The following is a 16448-nucleotide window of genomic DNA, read 5'->3' on the forward strand; positions in this document are numbered from 1 at the left end:
GTGATTTCTGGTAGTGCCGGGTGGGCTTCGCGGCCGGCTCCCGACATGAGTGAAGCGGTGCCACATGATCTGGCACCGCTTCACCGGTTCGTCACGTCTGAGGCGGAGACCTGCTCCTGCCCGGGTGTACCCGAGGGGGTGGAGTCCAGATGCTGTAGCCGTCTTCGGATTCATCCGCGTGCGCGGACCACGCATCCGGCTCCGGCTCACGAGCGTCGACCGGGGTCAGCAACTGACGCACGATGTCGTCGAACAGGGCGCTCACGACGATGTCGTCGGCCTCCGCGAGAACTTGGTCAGACGCTGAAGCCGACGTCGTTCGCGGTTCGTCGCGAGGCTTGATCGAGGCGACGAGAAACATGGCTCACCTCGTCAGCTTTGCAGAGCGGCCTGCTCGCGCGGTGCGCTGGGGTGGACCTCGATCTTGCGGGGCTTCGCGCGCTCGCTCACCGGAAGCAGTAGCGAGAGAACACCGTTGTCGTAGTGCGCAGTGATGCTCGCCGAGTCGATGCCCTCTCCCACACTGAACTGCCGCACGTACGAGCCGTGCGGGCGCTCCTGGGTGAGCCACTTCACGCCGCTTCGGATGTCGGAGGTGCGTTGGGCGCGGACCGTCAGCACCTGCCCGTCGACGTCGATGTCGACGCTCTCCGGATCGATCCCGGGGAGGTCGGCGTTGAGTACGTAGTGATCACCTTCGCGGTAGAGATCGACGGGCATGAACCGCGGGCCGGTCTGGCCGCCGTTCAGGCTGCTCGCTAAGCGGCCGAACTCGGTGAAAGGATCGAAAAACATAGCCATGATGAGGAGTCCCCTTTCTGATATCGCGTGTGGAATTGTGCTGGCTAACGAGGGTTTTGACCTTCGGACGGCAACATATTAACTCCACTCGAGAGCCCGATTCAAGACCCTTTTTTGCATAATTCTGAGCGCAATGCTTCAACTCAGGAAAAGCCGTATAGCGGCGTGCGAAACCGCCTATTTGGGGCGGTTTTTCCTGAATTGGAACGGAGCCGGTGGACCGGTCAGCGGGCCGAGCACCAGTTGGGGTCGCGGCCGTCGACCGTGCCGAGAGTCGTGCCGTTCGAGAGATCGACGTAGGTGATCTGCTCGGCACTCGTCGTGACCGCGGCGTAGAGACCGTTGGGTGCGACGCAGACGCCCGTGATGGATTGGCCGGCGGGCTCGAGGGAGTCGAGGGAGTACAGAATCTTGCTGTCGGCGGCTTCGAGCCTGGCCACGGCCGTATCGGGGCCACTGCCCGAGTCTTGGATATCGAGGGTGGTGCCCGCGGCATCCACGATCGCGGAGTCGGCGGCGTCGGGGTCGCCGGCGACAGAAGGGAACGAGCTGCTGGGATGGTCCGCCTGACCGAAATCCGTCGCCGTGCGTGTGCCGCCCGTCGCCGTGATCAACGTCTTGGTCGTGGGAACGAAACCGACCAGTGAGTCCGCGCTCCCGATCGGCACCGGTCCAGACGTGCCATCGCGTTCGCCGAGAGTGTCGACCAGCAGCAGGTCCGAGCCCTCTGTCTGCGCGACCAACGAGGTGGTGCCGGGGATGAGCGTCCAATCTTTGGCCGTCAGTACCTCGAAATCGGTGCCCGTGATGGGTATCGAGTAGTCGTTGCCCCGCGTGATGTCGTAGACGTAGAGCTGGTCGGGCTGCGCCTCGTAGTGCGGGGACGGCTGTGGCGTGAACGTGTAGCCGAAGAGCTTGCTCGTCGGGTCGGCCTTGAGGCTTGTGATGGTGCCGGAGCCCGCGAGGTTCACGACGATGGGCGCACCGCCCGTGAGCGGCACGATGGTGAGAGCGTCGGTTCCATCGTCGTTCACGGTGTCGACGACCAGGGTGTCGCCGAGCGCCACGAACTGCCGGATGCGCGCGGCTTGGTAGACCGGTTTCGGTGTGCCCCCGCCGATGGGTGCGGCCAGAACAGCGTCGCTGAACTGTTCTCCGTCTTTTGACGGTGACAGGAAGTAGGTCGTCGGATTCGCCGTGGTGAAGGAGTAACCGAGGGTCGACGCGCCTCCACCCGCGACGCTGCGAACCTCGGGCACAGAGACGGTGTAGCGGGTGTTGTAGCTGAGGATTCCGGTGAACTGCACGTCGATGGTGTCGCCGTCGACGGTTGCGGTGGCCGCCGCTGCCGGGCTGACCGTGAGCTTGCCCGCAGCCGAGGGGTCGAGCGGCTCGTTCGCCTGCAGAAGCAGGCGCTGGCCCGAGCGTTCGACCGCGGTGTTCACGTTGATCTGTGCGGACTGCAGCTGTGGCCCGTGCGAGAAGTTGGCGCCGACCAGAACGGCAGCCACGACCGACACGATCGTGATGCTGCCGTAGAGCAGTCGACGGAACCTGCGGGCCGCGCTATCAGTAGACATAGGGCTCGGCAGGTTGATCGACGGCGGTGAGGCTGTCGGGGCGGACGACGGTGGTGGCTGCGCTGAGCACGCTGGGGTTCGGCTCGAACGCGCCCGTGACCGTCACCCAGCTGTCTGTGGGGTAGCTGCTCGACCAGCCTGGCGAATAGACCGGAACCCCGACGGGCTGCGCGTCGACCGCGCAGCAGGTCACCACGAAGCGGGCGACGTAGAAGACGTTGTCGGGATCGTCGGCGTCGGGGGTCACGAACCCCGTGAGGGTGGCGGTTCGGCCGCTCAGATCGTCGGCGCTCGCGCCCTGGCGAATGAGCGCGGCCCAGTCTTTGACCGAATACGCCGAGGTGTCGTCCGACGTTCCCGGGGGCGGTCCGGCGTTCGCGAGGGTGTTCGATGAGCCGTTGAGGCTGCGCTGTTCGACCGCCGCCGACGTGAGCGAACTCGGGGGCACGACGAGCAGGGCGACGGCCGCGGCGGCGACGATGACGACGGCGGTGAGCGATCCGCCGAACGCGAGCAGCGGACGGCGGCGACCGGCGCCGGCGACGTCGCGGGCGTTGGGCCTGCGCCCATCCGGCCCATTGAACCCGGCGTGCTCGTGATCGTGCTCGTCGTCTTCGCCCGGCCCCGGAATGACGAGGAGCGCACCGATCGTGAGCACGAACGCGATGCCGGCCATGATCAGGGTGAACACGTAGTAGCGCGGGTTGATGTAGAGGCCGAGCTGGCCGGTGACGCCGAGCCAGACCGTGGCGATCGCAGCGAGCAGTGTCAGAGCCAGACCTTTCCAGCGCGTGACGAGACGACTAAAAAACAAGGTTCACCGCCAATCCGATGGCCGCCGCGCAGACGGCGATGAGCACGCTCACCTGCACCAGAGTGCGCACGGTGAAGGTGGTGCGCATCAGGGCGAGCATCTTGATGTCGATCATGGGTCCGAAGATGAGGAAGGCGACGATGCCGCCGGGCAGGAAGGTCGAGCCGAACGAGAGGATGAAGAACGCGTCGACGTTCGAGCAGATGGCGACGATGAAGGCGAGCGCCATGAGTGCGAGCACAGACCACAGGGGGTTGCTGCCCAGCGTGATCAGCAGGTTGCGCGACACGGCCACCTGGATGAGTCCCGCGACGCCCGCGCCCACGATCAGAGCGGGCATCATGGCGGCGGATTCGCGTCCGAAACTGATAAGAGTGCGGCGCGTTCGAGTGCCGTGCTCGGCGTGCGGATCGACGGCGCAGGCCGCCTGAAAGCCGCGCGTGAGCAGCGTCTGCGGAGCCGGGTGGGCGCTGTAGATGAAGCCGACGAGGTTCGCGATGAGCAGGCCGCCGACGATGCGGCTGATGAGGATGCCGTCGGTCCAGCCGAACGCTTGATAGGTCGTGACGATCGTGATCGGGTTGATGATCGGCGCCGCGAAGAGAAAGGCCATGGAGTCGGCGACGCTGAGGCCACTGACGATGAGCCCTCGGGTCAGGGGCACATTGCCGCATTCGCAGACCGGCAGCAGAACGCCGAGCAGAGAGATGAGGCTGCGCCGCAGCACGGGATTTCGGGGCAGTCTCCTCAAAAGAAAGCCCGCCGGCAGCCAGATCTGCACGATGGCCGAGAGCAGTATTCCGAGGATCACGAACGGAAGCGACTCGATGATGACGCTCACCGACAGAGTCACGAAGTCCTTCGCCGGATCCGTCATCCACGACGTCCACTCGGCCGGCGCCAACAGCCTGATCGCCACGAGAAGCAGCACCGCGGCGATGCCGATCGTGGGCGTCCAGCGCCACTCCGACCGGGTCAGTTCGCGCAGTGAGGGGTGCGCCGCGGGTGTCGTGCTCAGCGTTCGCTCCTCGCTCTGTCGACCGTCGTTCCGGCTACCCCATCATGGTGCGCTCATGCCGTGCGGTAGCTGGGCGTGACTGCTCACACGCTGACGCTGGGTCCGATCGCCCTGTCGCGTTGCTTCTCCTGTCTGCGCAGCAGGTGGGTCAGAGCCGTGAGATGAGGGAATTCGATGAGCATGCCCAGGATGATCGCCGCGTAGACGACGGGCTGATCAGGCAGGGCGACGGTCGTGACGGCGAGCATCAGCGGCGCGTTACGAGCGGAGGTCGTCATGGTCAGCAGCGCCTTGGACGGATATCCGAGATGGAACAGGCGCGCGACTCCCTCGCCGATCACGAAGACGACGACGAAGAAGAGGAAGACGACCAGCAGCACCCGCGCGAACGAAGCCGGGTCGGCAAGGATCGTTCCGACGTTGCCGGCGAACAACCCGAGGATCACCACGGCGATCACGAGGGGAACCAGCCTGTCGGCCGCCTCGACGATGCGCTCCCGCAACGACGAGTCGAGGAACAGACGCATCAGCAGCCGCGCTCCCAGCGCGAGTCCTGCCGGCACGGCGAACCACGTGACGAGCGTCGGCGCGATCTCGACAGGCGAGCTCCCCACCTGCTGGCCGCCGAAGAGGCCGAGCCAGACGGGATAGAGCACCAGCTGCAGCGTCATCTGAATCGGGATGAGCGCCGCCCCCGTCGTCGTGTCGCCGCCGGCCATCCGGGTGAAGCCGAGGAACCAGTCGGTGCAGGGGAACAGGCAGTAGATCAGCACTCCCAGTCGCAGCGCCTGCTCGGGCAGCAGGAGCGAGGTCAGACAGAACGCGACCAGCGGAACCAGGGCGAAGTTGAAGGCCAGTGCGAGCAGCACCGTTCGAGGCGCACGCTTCAGCGCGGCGAGGCCGTCGAGCCGCAGCGTGAACACGAGCAGCCCGACCAGCACCATGATCGACGGATCCACCATCGATGCGACAGCGGTGCCCGCCGCGGGAGCGAGTGCGCCCGTGAGGCTGCCGATGAGGATGGCGGCGACGAAGAGCGCGGTCACCGCCCAGGGGCGAGGTGTTGCGGTCAGCACGCGCACTCCACTCCACAGCACGACAGGTCGTCGGTGAGCATGCCCGCGGTGCGCCATTCTTCGAGGCCGCTGCAGTCCTTGCCCTGCGCTTCGCCGATCACACGAGCGACGTGGGCGAAGCGCTGTCTGAACTTGTAGATGAAGCAGAACTTGAGCGCGCCGTGCCGCATTGCCGGACCGGACAGGAAGAGTCCGGGGGTGATGGTGGACTGGTCGTCGTCGTCGAGTTCGGGCCACCCGTCGCGGCGCAGCGTGAACAGCTCGGACACCGGGCCCAGACCCGGGCCGAAGCCGGTAGCGGCGATCGGTCGAGAGTCGGCCCGGATGCGCGTGCCGTTGTCGAGGCTCACGACCCATTCGGCGCCGTCGCGTTTGATGCTGCTCGCGTGAGCGGCGGTCAGCGTCAGCCGGCCGGTCGCTGTGGCGCCGTCGAGTCGCATCCGTGAACGCGGAGCGAGGCGGAACGACGGATCGGAGCCCGAGCCGGCATCCCAGGGGCTCCCGGCATCCACGACCGTGACCTGCGCGCCGTGCTCGATGTGATGGCAGGCGATGTCGATGCCTGATTCGTAGCCGCCGATCACGATCACCCGGCCCGAGCGCGGCTCCCAGGCCTCGGGGGTGGCGGAGTGATCGGAGAGGCCGGCTCCGGCAAGACGCACGTCGGGGCGATCGGAGAACTCGCCGCCGGCCCACACGACGGTGCGCGCAGACACCGGTCCGCGCGAGGTCGCCACCGTGAACCCGTCGCCGACAGCCTCCACCGCGGTCACCTCGGTATCCGACAGCACCGGCACCTCAAAGTGCTTCACCACGCTGCGCAGATACTTCGCGTACTGCGGCCCGGTGAGGTAGTCGGCGCCCAGGCTGAAGGCGGGCGACGTGCGCGGGTGCACCGCGTTGAGGTCGGTCGCGCCGAACCCGTTGCCCGTGAACGAGGGAGTGAGAAAGGTCTGCTTCGTTGGCCAGTTCAGAAACGTCTGACCGATCTGACCGCGATCGACCACGCCGATCAGGAGGTCGTCGACCGCCGAGAGGGCAAGCGCCGTGCCGATTCCGGCCGGGCCGGCGCCGATGACGAGCGCGTCGAGGGCCTTGGCTGTGGGAGCCATGTCGCGTCGGGAGCTCATTGCGCGAGGACCCCGTAGACCACGTGATCGTCGAGGTACTGCCAGACCGTTCCCGTCTCGGCGAATCCGGCGCTGGCGAGGCTCTCGAGGTGGAAGCCGAGCGTGACCTTCGGCGGCGCCTCGTGCAACTCTGCTCCCCAGACCTCCGACCGCCGCGCCAGGGCCTCTGCGTAGCGGGGCTCGTCGGCGACGGCCTGCCACCACTCATCCCAGGTGTCGGTGTCGCCGGCGAACGTCGTCTGCTGCATCGCCGCGTCGTCGGCGAGGGCGACGCGAGCCAGCGTGCTCTCGTGCCGGGCGCTGTACGACAGGTGGTCGCCGTTCAGCACGATGCCGCCCGGGCGCATCAGATCGGGCAGAGCCCGGTAGACATCGGCGAGGGTTCCGGGCTGCAGCCAGTGCAGCGCGGTCGACGAGACCACGGCGTCGAACGGCGCGGCCGCGATGGCCGGATGCGTCGCCCAGTGTGGGTGCGCGAGGTCGACTTCGGCGGTCTGCAGGCGAGCATCGCCGGCGGCCAGGTCGGCGGCGATGGCCAGAAGTGCCGGATCTTTGTCGGTGACGACCGCGCGACCGTTCGGAACGTGGCCGAGAACGTGCAGAGCCAACGAGCCCGTGCCCCCGGCGAGGTCGAGGATGCGCGGCTCGGCGACGTCGGAGCACACAGCGGCGACGACGCGGGCGATGGTGTCGAAGCGCTCGGCGCGGTGTCGGATGTAGCCGGTCTGCTGGGCGTCCCAGCGGGCCGCGAGGGAGCGTGCGGTGTCGAGGGTGGCGAGGTCTGTCATGCGGATTCCTTTGTTCGAGGGGTGAGATGCGGCGAGGGGAGGGTGAAGGAGAGGCGCGCACGCCCATCCGGCCCGGGATGCGTGTGGGTCGTGACGTCGTACACGTCGTCGAGCAGCTGCGGCCGAAAGACGTCGGACGGGCGCCCGGCACCGGCGACCCGTCCGCGGTGCAGAACGACGACGTGATCGCACACCTCGGCCGCGAGGTCGAGGTCGTGCAGCACGATCACCACGGTCGGAGCGATGCGCCGGAGCAGAGAGACGATCTCGAGCCGATGCCTGATGTCGAGGTGGTTGGTGGGCTCGTCGAGCAGAACGTGACTCGCGCCGTGGGCGAGCGCTCGGGCTAGCGCCACGCGCTGCAGTTCTCCGCCGGAGAGGGTCGACAGCCGGTCGAAGGCCCGATGCGACAACTCGACCGCGTCGAGTGCGTCGGCCACGCGGTCGTCGAACGCGGCTAAGCCCGAGCGCAGCACCCCGTGCTCGGCGAGCCCGCCGAGCGACACCTCGTCGACGATGCGCAGCGAGGGGTCGGGCTCGCTGCGTTGGCCCACCTCGGCGATGTGTCGCGCGATCCAGCGTCGGGGCCGGATGCGGAGGTCGTTGCCATCCAGAACGATCCGGCCCGACGACACCGGCGCTGCACGAACGAGTGCGCGCAGCAGAGTGGTCTTGCCGCTTCCGTTCGGCCCGACGATTCCGGTGACCGCCCCGGTCTGCGCAGTGAACGAGACGTCATCGAGCAGCACCCGGCGGCCGATGCGAACGGTCACCGCCTCGGCTTCGATCACGGCAGAGTCGAGAGTAGCTCGCGCAGGTGCTGCGGTCCAGCGATCGAGAGCATGCTCGGCGGGTCGGTGTAGGGGAACTGCAGCGCAACGACCCGTCCCTTTTGCACCGCCGACAGGGCGGAGACTCCGGGTGCGCTCATGAAGCTGTCGATCACGTCTTTCGGCTCGCCGCTCGAGTAGAGCAGCACGATGGTCGCCGGGTCACGCGAGATGATGTCCTCGATATTGGCGTCGAAGACCCGCTCTGTGGAGTCGGCGTAGACGTTGGTGAGCCCTGCCGCGGTGAACACCGGCGTGACCATGCTCGGGCCGCCGTAGGGCGAGAGCACGCTTCCTCCGGATGAGACGTAGAGGGCGGCGGCGGTGCCGGCATCCGGAGCATTCGAACCGAGGTTTGCCGAACCCTGCTCGACGACCTGCTCGGCCTTGTCGCTCTCACCGAGGAGGGTGCCGAGGGTGCGCACCTCGCTCCAGACACGACCGAAGGTCGCGGGCTTGCTCAGCTCTGGGCCGGGGTTGGCGCAGTAGGCGCTGGGCGTGTAGACGGCGATTCCGGCGGCGGCCAGGGCGGCTCGGTCGACCGCGTTCTCGGGCGCGATCACGAGATCGGGCTGGGCGCCGAGGATGCTCTCTTGCGACACGATCGACCCGCCGGTCGCGTTCTTCTCGGTCGAGAGCAGGTCGAGCGAAGCGAGGGTCGTGTAGGTGGAGTCTTCGTAGAGCCCCGGCTGCACAGCCGAGGTGAGGGCGACCACGCGGTCGACCGCGTCGAGCGCCTCGAGGTTGGGCAGGGAGTCGTTGTTCACGAGCACGATGCGCTTCGCTGGCGCCTTCAGAGTGACCTCCGACCCGCAGTTCTCGATGGTGATGGGTGCGTCGGCGGCACTCGTTGTGGAGACGCTGCTCGCCGTCGTGCTCACGCAGGCGCTCACGGCCGCGAGGGTAAGCGCGGCGATGGTGAGGGCCGCCGGCAGTCGCCGGAGGAGGGGTGTATTCATCGGGTTCTTTCTAGATGGGTTACGGGGTGTGTGCTGACGAGGAGGGGGTGCGGAGCAAGAGGAGCAGAAAGGGGGCGCCGATGATTCCGGTGATCACGCCCACGGGAATCTCCTGGGGAGCGAATGCGGTTCTCGCCACGGTGTCGGCGGCGACAAGCAGGATGGCGCCGAGAAGCGCAGAGATCGGCAGCACGACGCGGTGGCGGCCGCCCGCCAGTCGGCGCGCGAGATGGGGCACGACCAGGCCGATGAACCCCACGCCTCCGACCGCGGCGACGGTGACGCCGACCATCGCCGAGACGCCGACCATCACAGCGATGCGGGTGCGCTCGGGATCGATTCCCGCCGAGCGGGCGGAGTCGTCACCCGAGGCCAGCGCGTCGATCATCGGCGCGATCGCGATCAGGATGCCGATGCCGACGGCCGCGGTGACGGCTGCGGCCGCGAGGGCGGCCGGCTGCACGGCGGCGAGCGAACCGAGCAGCCAGAAGAGCACCGAGCGCGCCGCCTCGGGAGAGTCGCTCGAGAATACGAGAAAGCTGGTGGCGGCGTTGAGCGCGTAGCCGACGGCGAGGCCGGCCAGCACCAGGCGCAGCGGACCGCGCCGGTTGGCTACGCCGGCCAGCATCAGAACGAGAAGCACGGCGCCGATGGCACCGGCGAGGGCCGCGCCGGAGAACAGCAGGGCACTTCCGCCGCCGATCACCAGAACGACGAGGGCGACACCGGTGGATGCGCCGGAGTTGAGTCCGAGCAGGTAGGGGTCGGCGAGGCTGTTGCGCACGAGCGCCTGCAGCACTGCTCCCGACACAGCGAGAACTGCACCGGCGACCAGGGCCATCGCCACACGCGGCAGCCGGGTCGCCCACACGATCTGCTGGGCGGAATCCGACCAGTCGCCGTGACCGGTCGAGAAGAGTCCGTCGCCGATGATGCCGACGACGCTCGCCGGGGCTATCGGCACGGGGCCGATGCTGACCGCGACCAAGGCCGCAATGGTCGCTGCGCTCGCCAGGGCAGCGATCATCGCGGCGCCGCGTCGTCGACCACGTCTGATCGACGAGACGACCTGGCGCTGGGCGAGGCTCGTCATCCGTGAGGGGCTTTCGCTTCTCACCCCTGGCGGGCTTTGAAGCGCGGGTTGAGCTTGTTGATCACGAAGACACGACCGCGCCGTCTGACGACCTGCGAGCCGGGCATCTTCTTCATCGACTTGATCGAATTGCGGACCTTCACAGCCACCTCCATTTGTTATTGAGAACGATTCTCACATACAGTAACTCACTATGAATGAGTCCTCCGACCGCCGACCGATCACCCGTATCGCTGGCCTCGCCGTCACGCTCGTCTCGTCGAGCGATCGGCTCCGGGCCGAGCGGGTCGCCGCCATCCTCAGCGGCTGTACCGTCTCGGAGTCTCCGGCCGAGCTCGATGTCGGAGGCGACGACGACTCCACGTTCGCCGTCGAGCTCGCCGAGCAACTCGCATCCGACTACGACGACGGCCTCACGGGCAACACCGTGGTGGTGCTGGAGTCGAGCGCCGACATCGTCGAGATCGCGCTGGTGCTCGAGCACATGCTCGAGAGTCGTCGACCGCGCGTGCCCGTAGGCATTCGCGACGTGGTGGCGGTGACCTCGGTGCGCGAGGTGGGGCAGCAGCTCCTCGGCTGGGCCGCAGGAAAGTCTGCGCCGGCAGACGACTTCACCTCGCCGGGGCGGTTGGCCTCGCGCCTGGAGTTCGCCAGCATGATCGTGCTGACCGATGCGCCCAACGGGGCTGCCGCCGACGACACGCGGCTCGTCCTGGCGCTTCTCGAACGGCTGGCGCCATCGGCTCTTATGCTGACGCCCTTAGACGTGGCGCACGCGCGGCAGTTGTCAGGGCTGCTGGTGCGCGGACGCGCTCGCCGACTCGGAGCGTCGATGGGCTGGCAGCGGGAGCTCGCGGAGGGTGCGCCCGCGCATCCGGTGTCTGCGTGTTCGACGTTCGTGTTCCGCGATCCGCGACCGTTTCATCCGGGTCGGTTGCACGCCGCCGTCACGCTGCGGCTGACCCCCGAGAACGTCGGATGCATCGCGCGCTCGCGAGGGTTCGTTCGGCTGGCGACGCGCGGCGGCCGGGTCGGGTCGTGGGCGACCGCGGGCAATGTGCTCGACCTCGAGCCGACCGAGATGCTGAGCTGGAGTGCGGACTCGCCGATCGGGCAGGAGATCGTGTTCTTCGGTCCAGGTCTCGACGAGACTGCCCTCGAAGCGGTGTTGTCGGAGTGCCTGCTGACGACCGAGGAGTTGGCGGCGGGGCCCGAGGAGTGGGCTCGCTACCCTGACCCGTTCCCTGAGTGGATGGTCGAGCACCACCACTGAGGTGCGGCGCTGCGGCGGGCTCGTGGTGGCTGGGCTGGTGGGCTGTGCTGCAACTCAGGAAGAACTGGCTTTCGGGGTGCAGAAGTGCCCGATTTCGGTCGATTCTCCTGAATTAGAGCGGCGCTGCGGCGCCGGCAGGCGCCGTCGTAGCCACGTGTCAGCCCAGAGCGGCGGTCAGCTGGGCGAGCGAGTCGAGGCGAATGTCGGCGAGCTGTGCTTCCTCGCGTTGAGAGTGGATATAGCCCCAGGGGCCGCGACGAATAAACGCAGTGCGCATGCCCAGGTGGCGCGCGGGCAGAATGTCGTTGTCTAGGCGGTCGCCCACATAGAGGATGGCGTCGGGATTCAGGTCAGCGCGCTCCGCGATCCGAGAGAAGAACTCCAGTGACGGTTTTGCGACACCCCACTCGGCTGACGATGCGACGAAGTCAGCCTCGAACCCCAACGTGTGCAGCTGCGTGACGGCGCCGGCCGGCTGATTCCCTGCTATACCGACGAGAAGCCCGGCGGCGCGGGCCGCGTGGAGGCAGGGCGTCGCGTCGGCGTAGAGGTCGTCGCGCTCGATCTGCACCACGACAGTGGGCGGCTCGACGTCGAGGATGTCCCAGACCCGCCGATGATCCTGGCCTCGTTCAATGAGTGCTCCCAGAGCGCCCATCAATGCAAACGGAGTGACCCCCACGTTTAAGGCCCGGAGGGACCATGCTCGCGACTCGTCGACCAGCGTCTCGCCGACGTCGAAGACGATCGCCTGCACGTCTGCCGGAAGCATGATCTTGTCCATGACTCACATTGTCTCGTGTCGCTGACGGCGTGCCGCAACTCAGGAAGAACCGGCCCTCGGCGTGCAGAACTGCCCGATTTCGGCCGATTCTCCTGAACTAGAGCGGCGCACGTCACCTATCGTCGCTGGCATTCGTGGGCGGTGTGGCTTAATCGGGAGATGGATACCCTCGCGATGTGGGCCGGCACCATCGGAGCCTGGTTGCTCTTTGCGGGGCCTCTGTTTCAGGGGTCGCTCGAACTCTGGGAGGTCGCTCGCACCGGTCCGGCGTGGCCCGACCGCAAGCGAATCGACAAAGCCCTCTGGTTGGTGCCGCCCGTCATGTACTTTGTGCAGCGCGCTCGCTTCAGACGCAGCGGCACAGCGGCGGCAGACGTGACGAGTTCGTTCTCCAACCGTGCCTCGGGCTGGTTCGCGGTGGCCATCGGAGGACTGCTCGTCGCGGTCAAAGAAACGTGGGAACTTGCAGAGCGATATGAGCTGTCGCCGGTCGCCTACTGGTCGATCGTGGTCGTTGTACTTCTCGTGTCGCAGCTGAATGTGACCGTTCGGATGCTCCGCCTCAGTAGAGAGCCTGCTGCTGGCGGTTCCTCCTGAATTAGAGCGGCAGGGCGCGATCGTCAGGAGTTCGAGTGTGCGGCCATCTCGTCGAGGTGATCGAGCACGTCGACGAATGTGCGTTGGCTATCCGTGAGCCGAGATCTCGTGATGGCCATGACGTCGGCCATATTTCCTCCCGGCACCTCGACGAGGGGCTCGCCCTCGCGGATCACTCTCCACTGGCTTCCGGGAATCGACTGGATGACGACATCGCCGAAGTACATCGCCATCGCCTCGTCGAGTCCCTCGGGAAGAGTGGCTATGGACGCATCGAACGCCGCCAGCCCTGCGCGGCTCACTTCGAGGTTCATCCCGATCTGGTCGGCGGCATCGATGAGTGCGTCGTATCCGCCCACGTCTGTGATCGGCACTCCCGCCGGCTGGTCGGTTGGTGCTGCTCTATAGCTTGCGTAGCGTCGGGCCATGCCGGACGGAAGCGTCTGAGTGGCCTGTCGATGTGACCGATTCATCTATCCACCATCTGTCGGTTTTAGTGTCATGTCAAGCTGCGCTTATCGCCTCTGCGGTGTCGCCGGTTCTCAGGGGTCAGGACTCTCGTCGCCATAATTGGTCATGGCGAATTCTCCTCGTGAGTCCTGGTTGGCAACGACTCATGCGTGGGCCGACGAAGTCGATCTGGAGCATCTGGACGCGGCTCGACAACTCGTCGGTTCCGTCGGCTCTTCCGAACTCATGCACATGGTGCTCGAGGTCGTGGCATACGCCGACGACGAAGCCGCCGATCAACAGCGAATCGCTCACGTTCTCATCGAGGTGGCTGACGATCAGATCAGCGTTGCCGACGACGGGCGTGGAACCAATACTCGGCGCGATGCAGACGGCAGAGCGGTGAGGAAGCCGGTCATGGCGACGAAAGACATACGTTTCTTCGAAAGACGAGACGCTCCGGCGCTCCCCGATGGTGAACCGCGTCGGGGCATGTCTGCCGTAGCGGCAGTGTGTGAGCGGCTTGTTCATGAGAACCGGCGGCACGACGGTGCGTGGTCTCAGACATACGAGCGCGGAGTCCCCACATCTGCCCTCGAGAACGTGGAGCGGCAGGGCGGGACGGGGACGGTCGTGCGACTGTCGCATCTCGACCGACGGGCAGTCGCAGATCTCGACGTGGACCGGCTCCGATCGTTGCTCGCTGCCTTCCCGAACGTCGAGGTCGTCGTCCGATCGTTCAGCGAGTCGCTCGAATAATCGCCTGCTCGTCGACTGCGCTGAGCCCCGCCCGGCGCTCGCGGTCGACGCCCCGTGCGACCTCATCGGCATGCACGCGCGACAGCGTCTCGTGAAGCGATCGCCGGATGCCGGATGCCAGGTAGGCGGCTCCGGAACGCTGAGCAAAGGCCGCGTCGCTGAGCGGAAGCCACAGGGGGAGCGACCTGGGCCCGGCCCAGTAGTTCACCTCGTGAGTGAGCAGCGCCTCGTCGTCGACCTCGACGAGTTCGCCGTCGTAGCCAGCCACCGTCGCTGCAGCGCGCAAGAACTCCGCCATGGGCAGTGCCTCTCCGACAGCATTCACCACGCCCGACAACCGAGTATGCCCGGCGCGCTCGATCCACGAGGCGAGGTCGGAGACGTCGATCGCCTGCACAAATCGACCCGCCGTCGTGGGGACGAGCGCAGGGCCCGTGCGGCTGAACCGTGCCGGCCAGTACCCGTAGCGATCGCTCGGGTCGCCGGGGCCGACGATCAGTCCCGGACGAGCGACGAGCAGGCGGTCGCCGAGGTGCTCGAGGCTCAGGCGCTCCGCGGCGACCTTCGCGTCCGCGTAGTCCGAGGTGTCGCGGGGCTCCACGACGGCGGCCGACTCGTCGGCATCCGGTTCATCGTTTCGGCTGTAGACCGAGACGCTCGACACGAGCGTCCAGTGCGCCGCGTTCGACGCGAGGGCATCGAGGGCTGGGCCGACGAGTCTCGGGTCATACGAGAGCTCGATCACGTCGTCCCACTCGTCGGTCGCATCGTCGTACGCCTGTGGCGACATGCGATCGGCTGGCACGAGATGCGCACCATCAGGAGCCGACCCCGATTCGCCCCGAGCGAGGCAGGTGACCTCTGCTCCCTCGGCCACCGCCCGCTGCGCGATCTCGCGCCCAAGCCATCCCGTTCCGCCCAGTACAAGCACTCGTCGCATGGGGCTAGTCAAGCGTGCGGGGCGACCTCGCGTAGTGGGCTTCGCTGGGGGCGCAATCCGCGACGATAGTGCGCGCCGTCAGGTCGTCACGACGACGTGCTGCCGCGGTTGGTGAGCAGGCGCTCGCTTCAATGCAGGAAAAACGGGGTGTCTACGTTCGAATTAGCCCGATCGGGGTCGTTTTTCCTGATTTGGGGCGGCCGCCACGAGGGAGCTTGCCCGAGTCTTGAAGCCCACTCGATAGGGTCGATGGAAGGCACGAAAGACGGTGGCCGGTCTGACGGAGGAGTTCGATGACTCGGTGGAGATGGCGTTACGCCTTCTGGTATCTACTGCTGATTCCGCTGATCGTCCCCCTGTCCGTGGTTGCCGGATGGGTCGTGAAGAACTCGTCTCGTATGGCGGATCCGCCCGACTACCCGCTGTCGGCGAACCTCTTCCTCGGCACAGTGGTCATCGTGCCCATCGTGATCTTCCTGTTCATCTACGAGGCGAGGGCTGCCCGGCGCTTCGCGGCAATTCGCGCGCAGTTTCCTCGAGCGGTCGTGGTGGAGTTCGGTGTCAGCCGTGAACTGCGAGCTGCGTTGCAGCAGCTTCTCGGTCGACGATTGGCCGGGCCTGTTCTGGCGTCGATGGTCGTCGTCGTGTCCGAAACAGCGATCGGTCTGCACCGCCGTGCCGACCCGACGACACCCGAGATCGTTCTGCGTTGGAGTTCGATCGGTCGGGTCGCCGTCGTGCGCGAAAGAAGAACGATCGATGTCGTCGTCGAGATCCTCCGGTCGAGCACATCAGAGAGCAACGCTCAATCCGACTCGCTGATCATCAACCTGCCCGTGGCGCTCAACCACTCACCGAGCCCACGGCAGTACGCGGGTCGCCGCGAGGTGCTCGAATCGGCGCTCGACGGCATCGCGTCGTGGCGCGAGCACCGCTTCGTGGCCGGAGATGCTCGGATATGAGCGCCCTCCCTCCCCTTCCGTCGATTCGCAAGCCACCCCCAAGGTTGCCCGCGTGGCCGGTCTGGGTGCTCTTCGTCGTCATGCTCATTCCCGGTACCATCGCTCTCGCCCTGCTCGGTGTCAACAAAGATGCCGCAGCGAACGGCCTCGATTTTCAACGCGATGCGATCGGCCACAGCGTCGTGCTCACGGGGACCTTGACGAGCGTCGACACGACCTCGGGCTTGCCCAAGACCACGAGCTACTACGAGGTCGCGATTCCGGATGCCGACGGCGGCCCCGGCGACATCGTCACGTTCGCCGGCGGCGAGCAGTGGGGCTTCCCGCCATCGAAGGACTACCCGGCCGAGCGGTCTTTTCTCGTGGTCACCGACGACCCGCCGCGAGTGGTCAAGCAGGGGCCCGTCGACAGCGTCGAGCCGGTGACCGACGAGACGGTGCGCGAGGCCGAAGGCGCCATGACGATCGCTCAGACGGTGTGGGTTGTGGGCATCGTCTTTTTCTGGATCTTCGCGGTGGGGCTCCCCGTGCTCGGGACCGTGCTCGCGGTGCGCAGACATCGAACGCGCCCCGGGGTCGTTCCACGCATCTAGT

At 66.8% G+C, this 16448-nt stretch carries 20 protein-coding genes; 5 read left to right on the plus strand and 15 right to left on the minus strand.

From position 1 onward, the window contains the following. Positions 1-91: 91 nt before the first annotated feature. The 12 genes from CCK87_RS16000 to ykgO form a co-directional block, all read right to left on the minus strand. On the minus strand, positions 92-361 hold the full coding sequence (locus tag CCK87_RS16000) for a hypothetical protein (protein ID WP_086462428.1): 270 nt from the start codon (positions 359-361) through the stop codon (positions 92-94). A gap of 11 nt (positions 362-372) precedes the next feature. Then, complete coding sequence (locus CCK87_RS16005; RefSeq protein WP_086462429.1) at positions 373-801, minus strand: Hsp20/alpha crystallin family protein; 429 nt, start codon at positions 799-801, stop codon at positions 373-375. 224 nt (positions 802-1025) lie between these two features. Beyond that, positions 1026-2381 carry an Ig-like domain-containing protein gene (locus tag CCK87_RS16010; RefSeq protein WP_086462430.1) on the minus strand — a complete coding sequence of 452 codons (1356 nt, stop codon included), beginning with the start codon at positions 2379-2381 and terminating at the stop codon, positions 1026-1028. Continuing rightward, on the minus strand, positions 2371-3195 hold the full coding sequence (locus CCK87_RS16015) for a TIGR03943 family protein (protein ID WP_249273948.1): 825 nt from the start codon (positions 3193-3195) through the stop codon (positions 2371-2373). Before CCK87_RS16015 ends, CCK87_RS16010 begins: the two co-directional genes overlap by 11 nt. After that, positions 3185-4126 carry a permease gene (locus tag CCK87_RS16020; protein WP_249273949.1) on the minus strand — a complete coding sequence of 314 codons (942 nt, stop codon included), beginning with the start codon at positions 4124-4126 and terminating at the stop codon, positions 3185-3187. The genes CCK87_RS16015 and CCK87_RS16020 overlap by 11 nt, the downstream gene beginning before the upstream one ends. A gap of 170 nt (positions 4127-4296) precedes the next feature. Next, positions 4297-5289, minus strand: coding sequence for a hypothetical protein (locus CCK87_RS16025; RefSeq protein ID WP_212638252.1), 993 nt, complete (start codon positions 5287-5289; stop codon positions 4297-4299). Further along, positions 5283-6401, minus strand: a complete 1119-nt coding sequence (locus CCK87_RS16030; protein WP_086462616.1) for an NAD(P)/FAD-dependent oxidoreductase — start codon at positions 6399-6401, stop codon at positions 5283-5285. The genes CCK87_RS16025 and CCK87_RS16030 overlap by 7 nt, the downstream gene beginning before the upstream one ends. Before the next feature lie 14 nt (positions 6402-6415). Further along, complete coding sequence (locus CCK87_RS16035) at positions 6416-7207, minus strand: class I SAM-dependent methyltransferase (RefSeq protein WP_086462432.1); 792 nt, start codon at positions 7205-7207, stop codon at positions 6416-6418. After that, a complete protein-coding gene (locus CCK87_RS16040) occupies positions 7204-7998 on the minus strand; it encodes an ABC transporter ATP-binding protein (RefSeq protein ID WP_086462433.1) in 795 nt (264 codons plus the stop codon). Before CCK87_RS16040 ends, CCK87_RS16035 begins: the two co-directional genes overlap by 4 nt. Next, the gene (locus CCK87_RS16045; RefSeq protein ID WP_086462434.1) at positions 7995-8996 is read right to left on the minus strand and encodes an ABC transporter substrate-binding protein; all 1002 of its coding nucleotides are present in this window, start codon (positions 8994-8996) and stop codon (positions 7995-7997) included. Before CCK87_RS16045 ends, CCK87_RS16040 begins: the two co-directional genes overlap by 4 nt. Positions 8997-9015: 19 nt before the next feature. Further along, positions 9016-10089: an iron ABC transporter permease gene (locus tag CCK87_RS16050; RefSeq protein WP_086462435.1), complete on the minus strand. Its 1074-nt coding sequence runs from the start codon at positions 10087-10089 to the stop codon at positions 9016-9018. A gap of 20 nt (positions 10090-10109) precedes the next feature. Continuing rightward, positions 10110-10232, minus strand: coding sequence for a type B 50S ribosomal protein L36 (gene ykgO, locus CCK87_RS16055; protein ID WP_044441107.1), 123 nt, complete (start codon positions 10230-10232; stop codon positions 10110-10112). A gap of 50 nt (positions 10233-10282) precedes the next feature. On the opposite strand from ykgO, the gene CCK87_RS16060 reads away from it, so the two are divergent. Beyond that, positions 10283-11362, plus strand: a complete 1080-nt coding sequence (locus tag CCK87_RS16060) for a GTP-binding protein (protein WP_086462436.1) — start codon at positions 10283-10285, stop codon at positions 11360-11362. 157 nt (positions 11363-11519) lie between these two features. On the opposite strand, the gene CCK87_RS16065 is transcribed toward CCK87_RS16060, so the two are convergent. After that, the gene (locus CCK87_RS16065) at positions 11520-12146 is read right to left on the minus strand and encodes an HAD family hydrolase (RefSeq protein ID WP_086462437.1); all 627 of its coding nucleotides are present in this window, start codon (positions 12144-12146) and stop codon (positions 11520-11522) included. 159 nt (positions 12147-12305) lie between these two features. Here CCK87_RS16065 and CCK87_RS16070 point away from each other — a divergent pair, with 159 nt between their 5' ends. Further along, positions 12306-12743, plus strand: a complete 438-nt coding sequence (locus CCK87_RS16070; RefSeq protein WP_140162895.1) for a hypothetical protein — start codon at positions 12306-12308, stop codon at positions 12741-12743. 23 nt (positions 12744-12766) lie between these two features. Here CCK87_RS16070 and CCK87_RS16075 read toward each other — a convergent pair whose 3' ends face one another. Continuing rightward, complete coding sequence (locus CCK87_RS16075; protein ID WP_140162896.1) at positions 12767-13216, minus strand: DUF6278 family protein; 450 nt, start codon at positions 13214-13216, stop codon at positions 12767-12769. A 103-nt stretch (positions 13217-13319) separates the two neighbouring features. Here CCK87_RS16075 and CCK87_RS16080 point away from each other — a divergent pair, with 103 nt between their 5' ends. Beyond that, positions 13320-13952, plus strand: coding sequence for a hypothetical protein (locus tag CCK87_RS16080; RefSeq protein WP_086462440.1), 633 nt, complete (start codon positions 13320-13322; stop codon positions 13950-13952). Here CCK87_RS16080 and CCK87_RS16085 read toward each other — a convergent pair. Beyond that, a complete protein-coding gene (locus CCK87_RS16085; protein WP_086462441.1) occupies positions 13933-14892 on the minus strand; it encodes an NAD-dependent epimerase/dehydratase family protein in 960 nt (319 codons plus the stop codon). The two genes, CCK87_RS16080 and CCK87_RS16085, sit on opposite strands and share 20 nt — an antisense overlap. Before the next feature lie 293 nt (positions 14893-15185). Between CCK87_RS16085 and CCK87_RS16090 the strand changes: the two genes are divergently transcribed. Both CCK87_RS16090 and CCK87_RS16095 read left to right on the plus strand, forming a co-directional pair. Then, positions 15186-15854: a hypothetical protein gene (locus CCK87_RS16090; RefSeq protein ID WP_086462442.1), complete on the plus strand. Its 669-nt coding sequence runs from the start codon at positions 15186-15188 to the stop codon at positions 15852-15854. Then, positions 15851-16447 carry a hypothetical protein gene (locus CCK87_RS16095; protein ID WP_140162897.1) on the plus strand — a complete coding sequence of 199 codons (597 nt, stop codon included), beginning with the start codon at positions 15851-15853 and terminating at the stop codon, positions 16445-16447. The genes CCK87_RS16090 and CCK87_RS16095 overlap by 4 nt, the downstream gene beginning before the upstream one ends. Position 16448: the final 1 nt, after the last annotated feature.

It is taken from the genome of Agreia sp. VKM Ac-1783 (assembly GCF_900177765.1).
GTDB lineage: Bacteria > Actinomycetota > Actinomycetes > Actinomycetales > Microbacteriaceae > Agreia.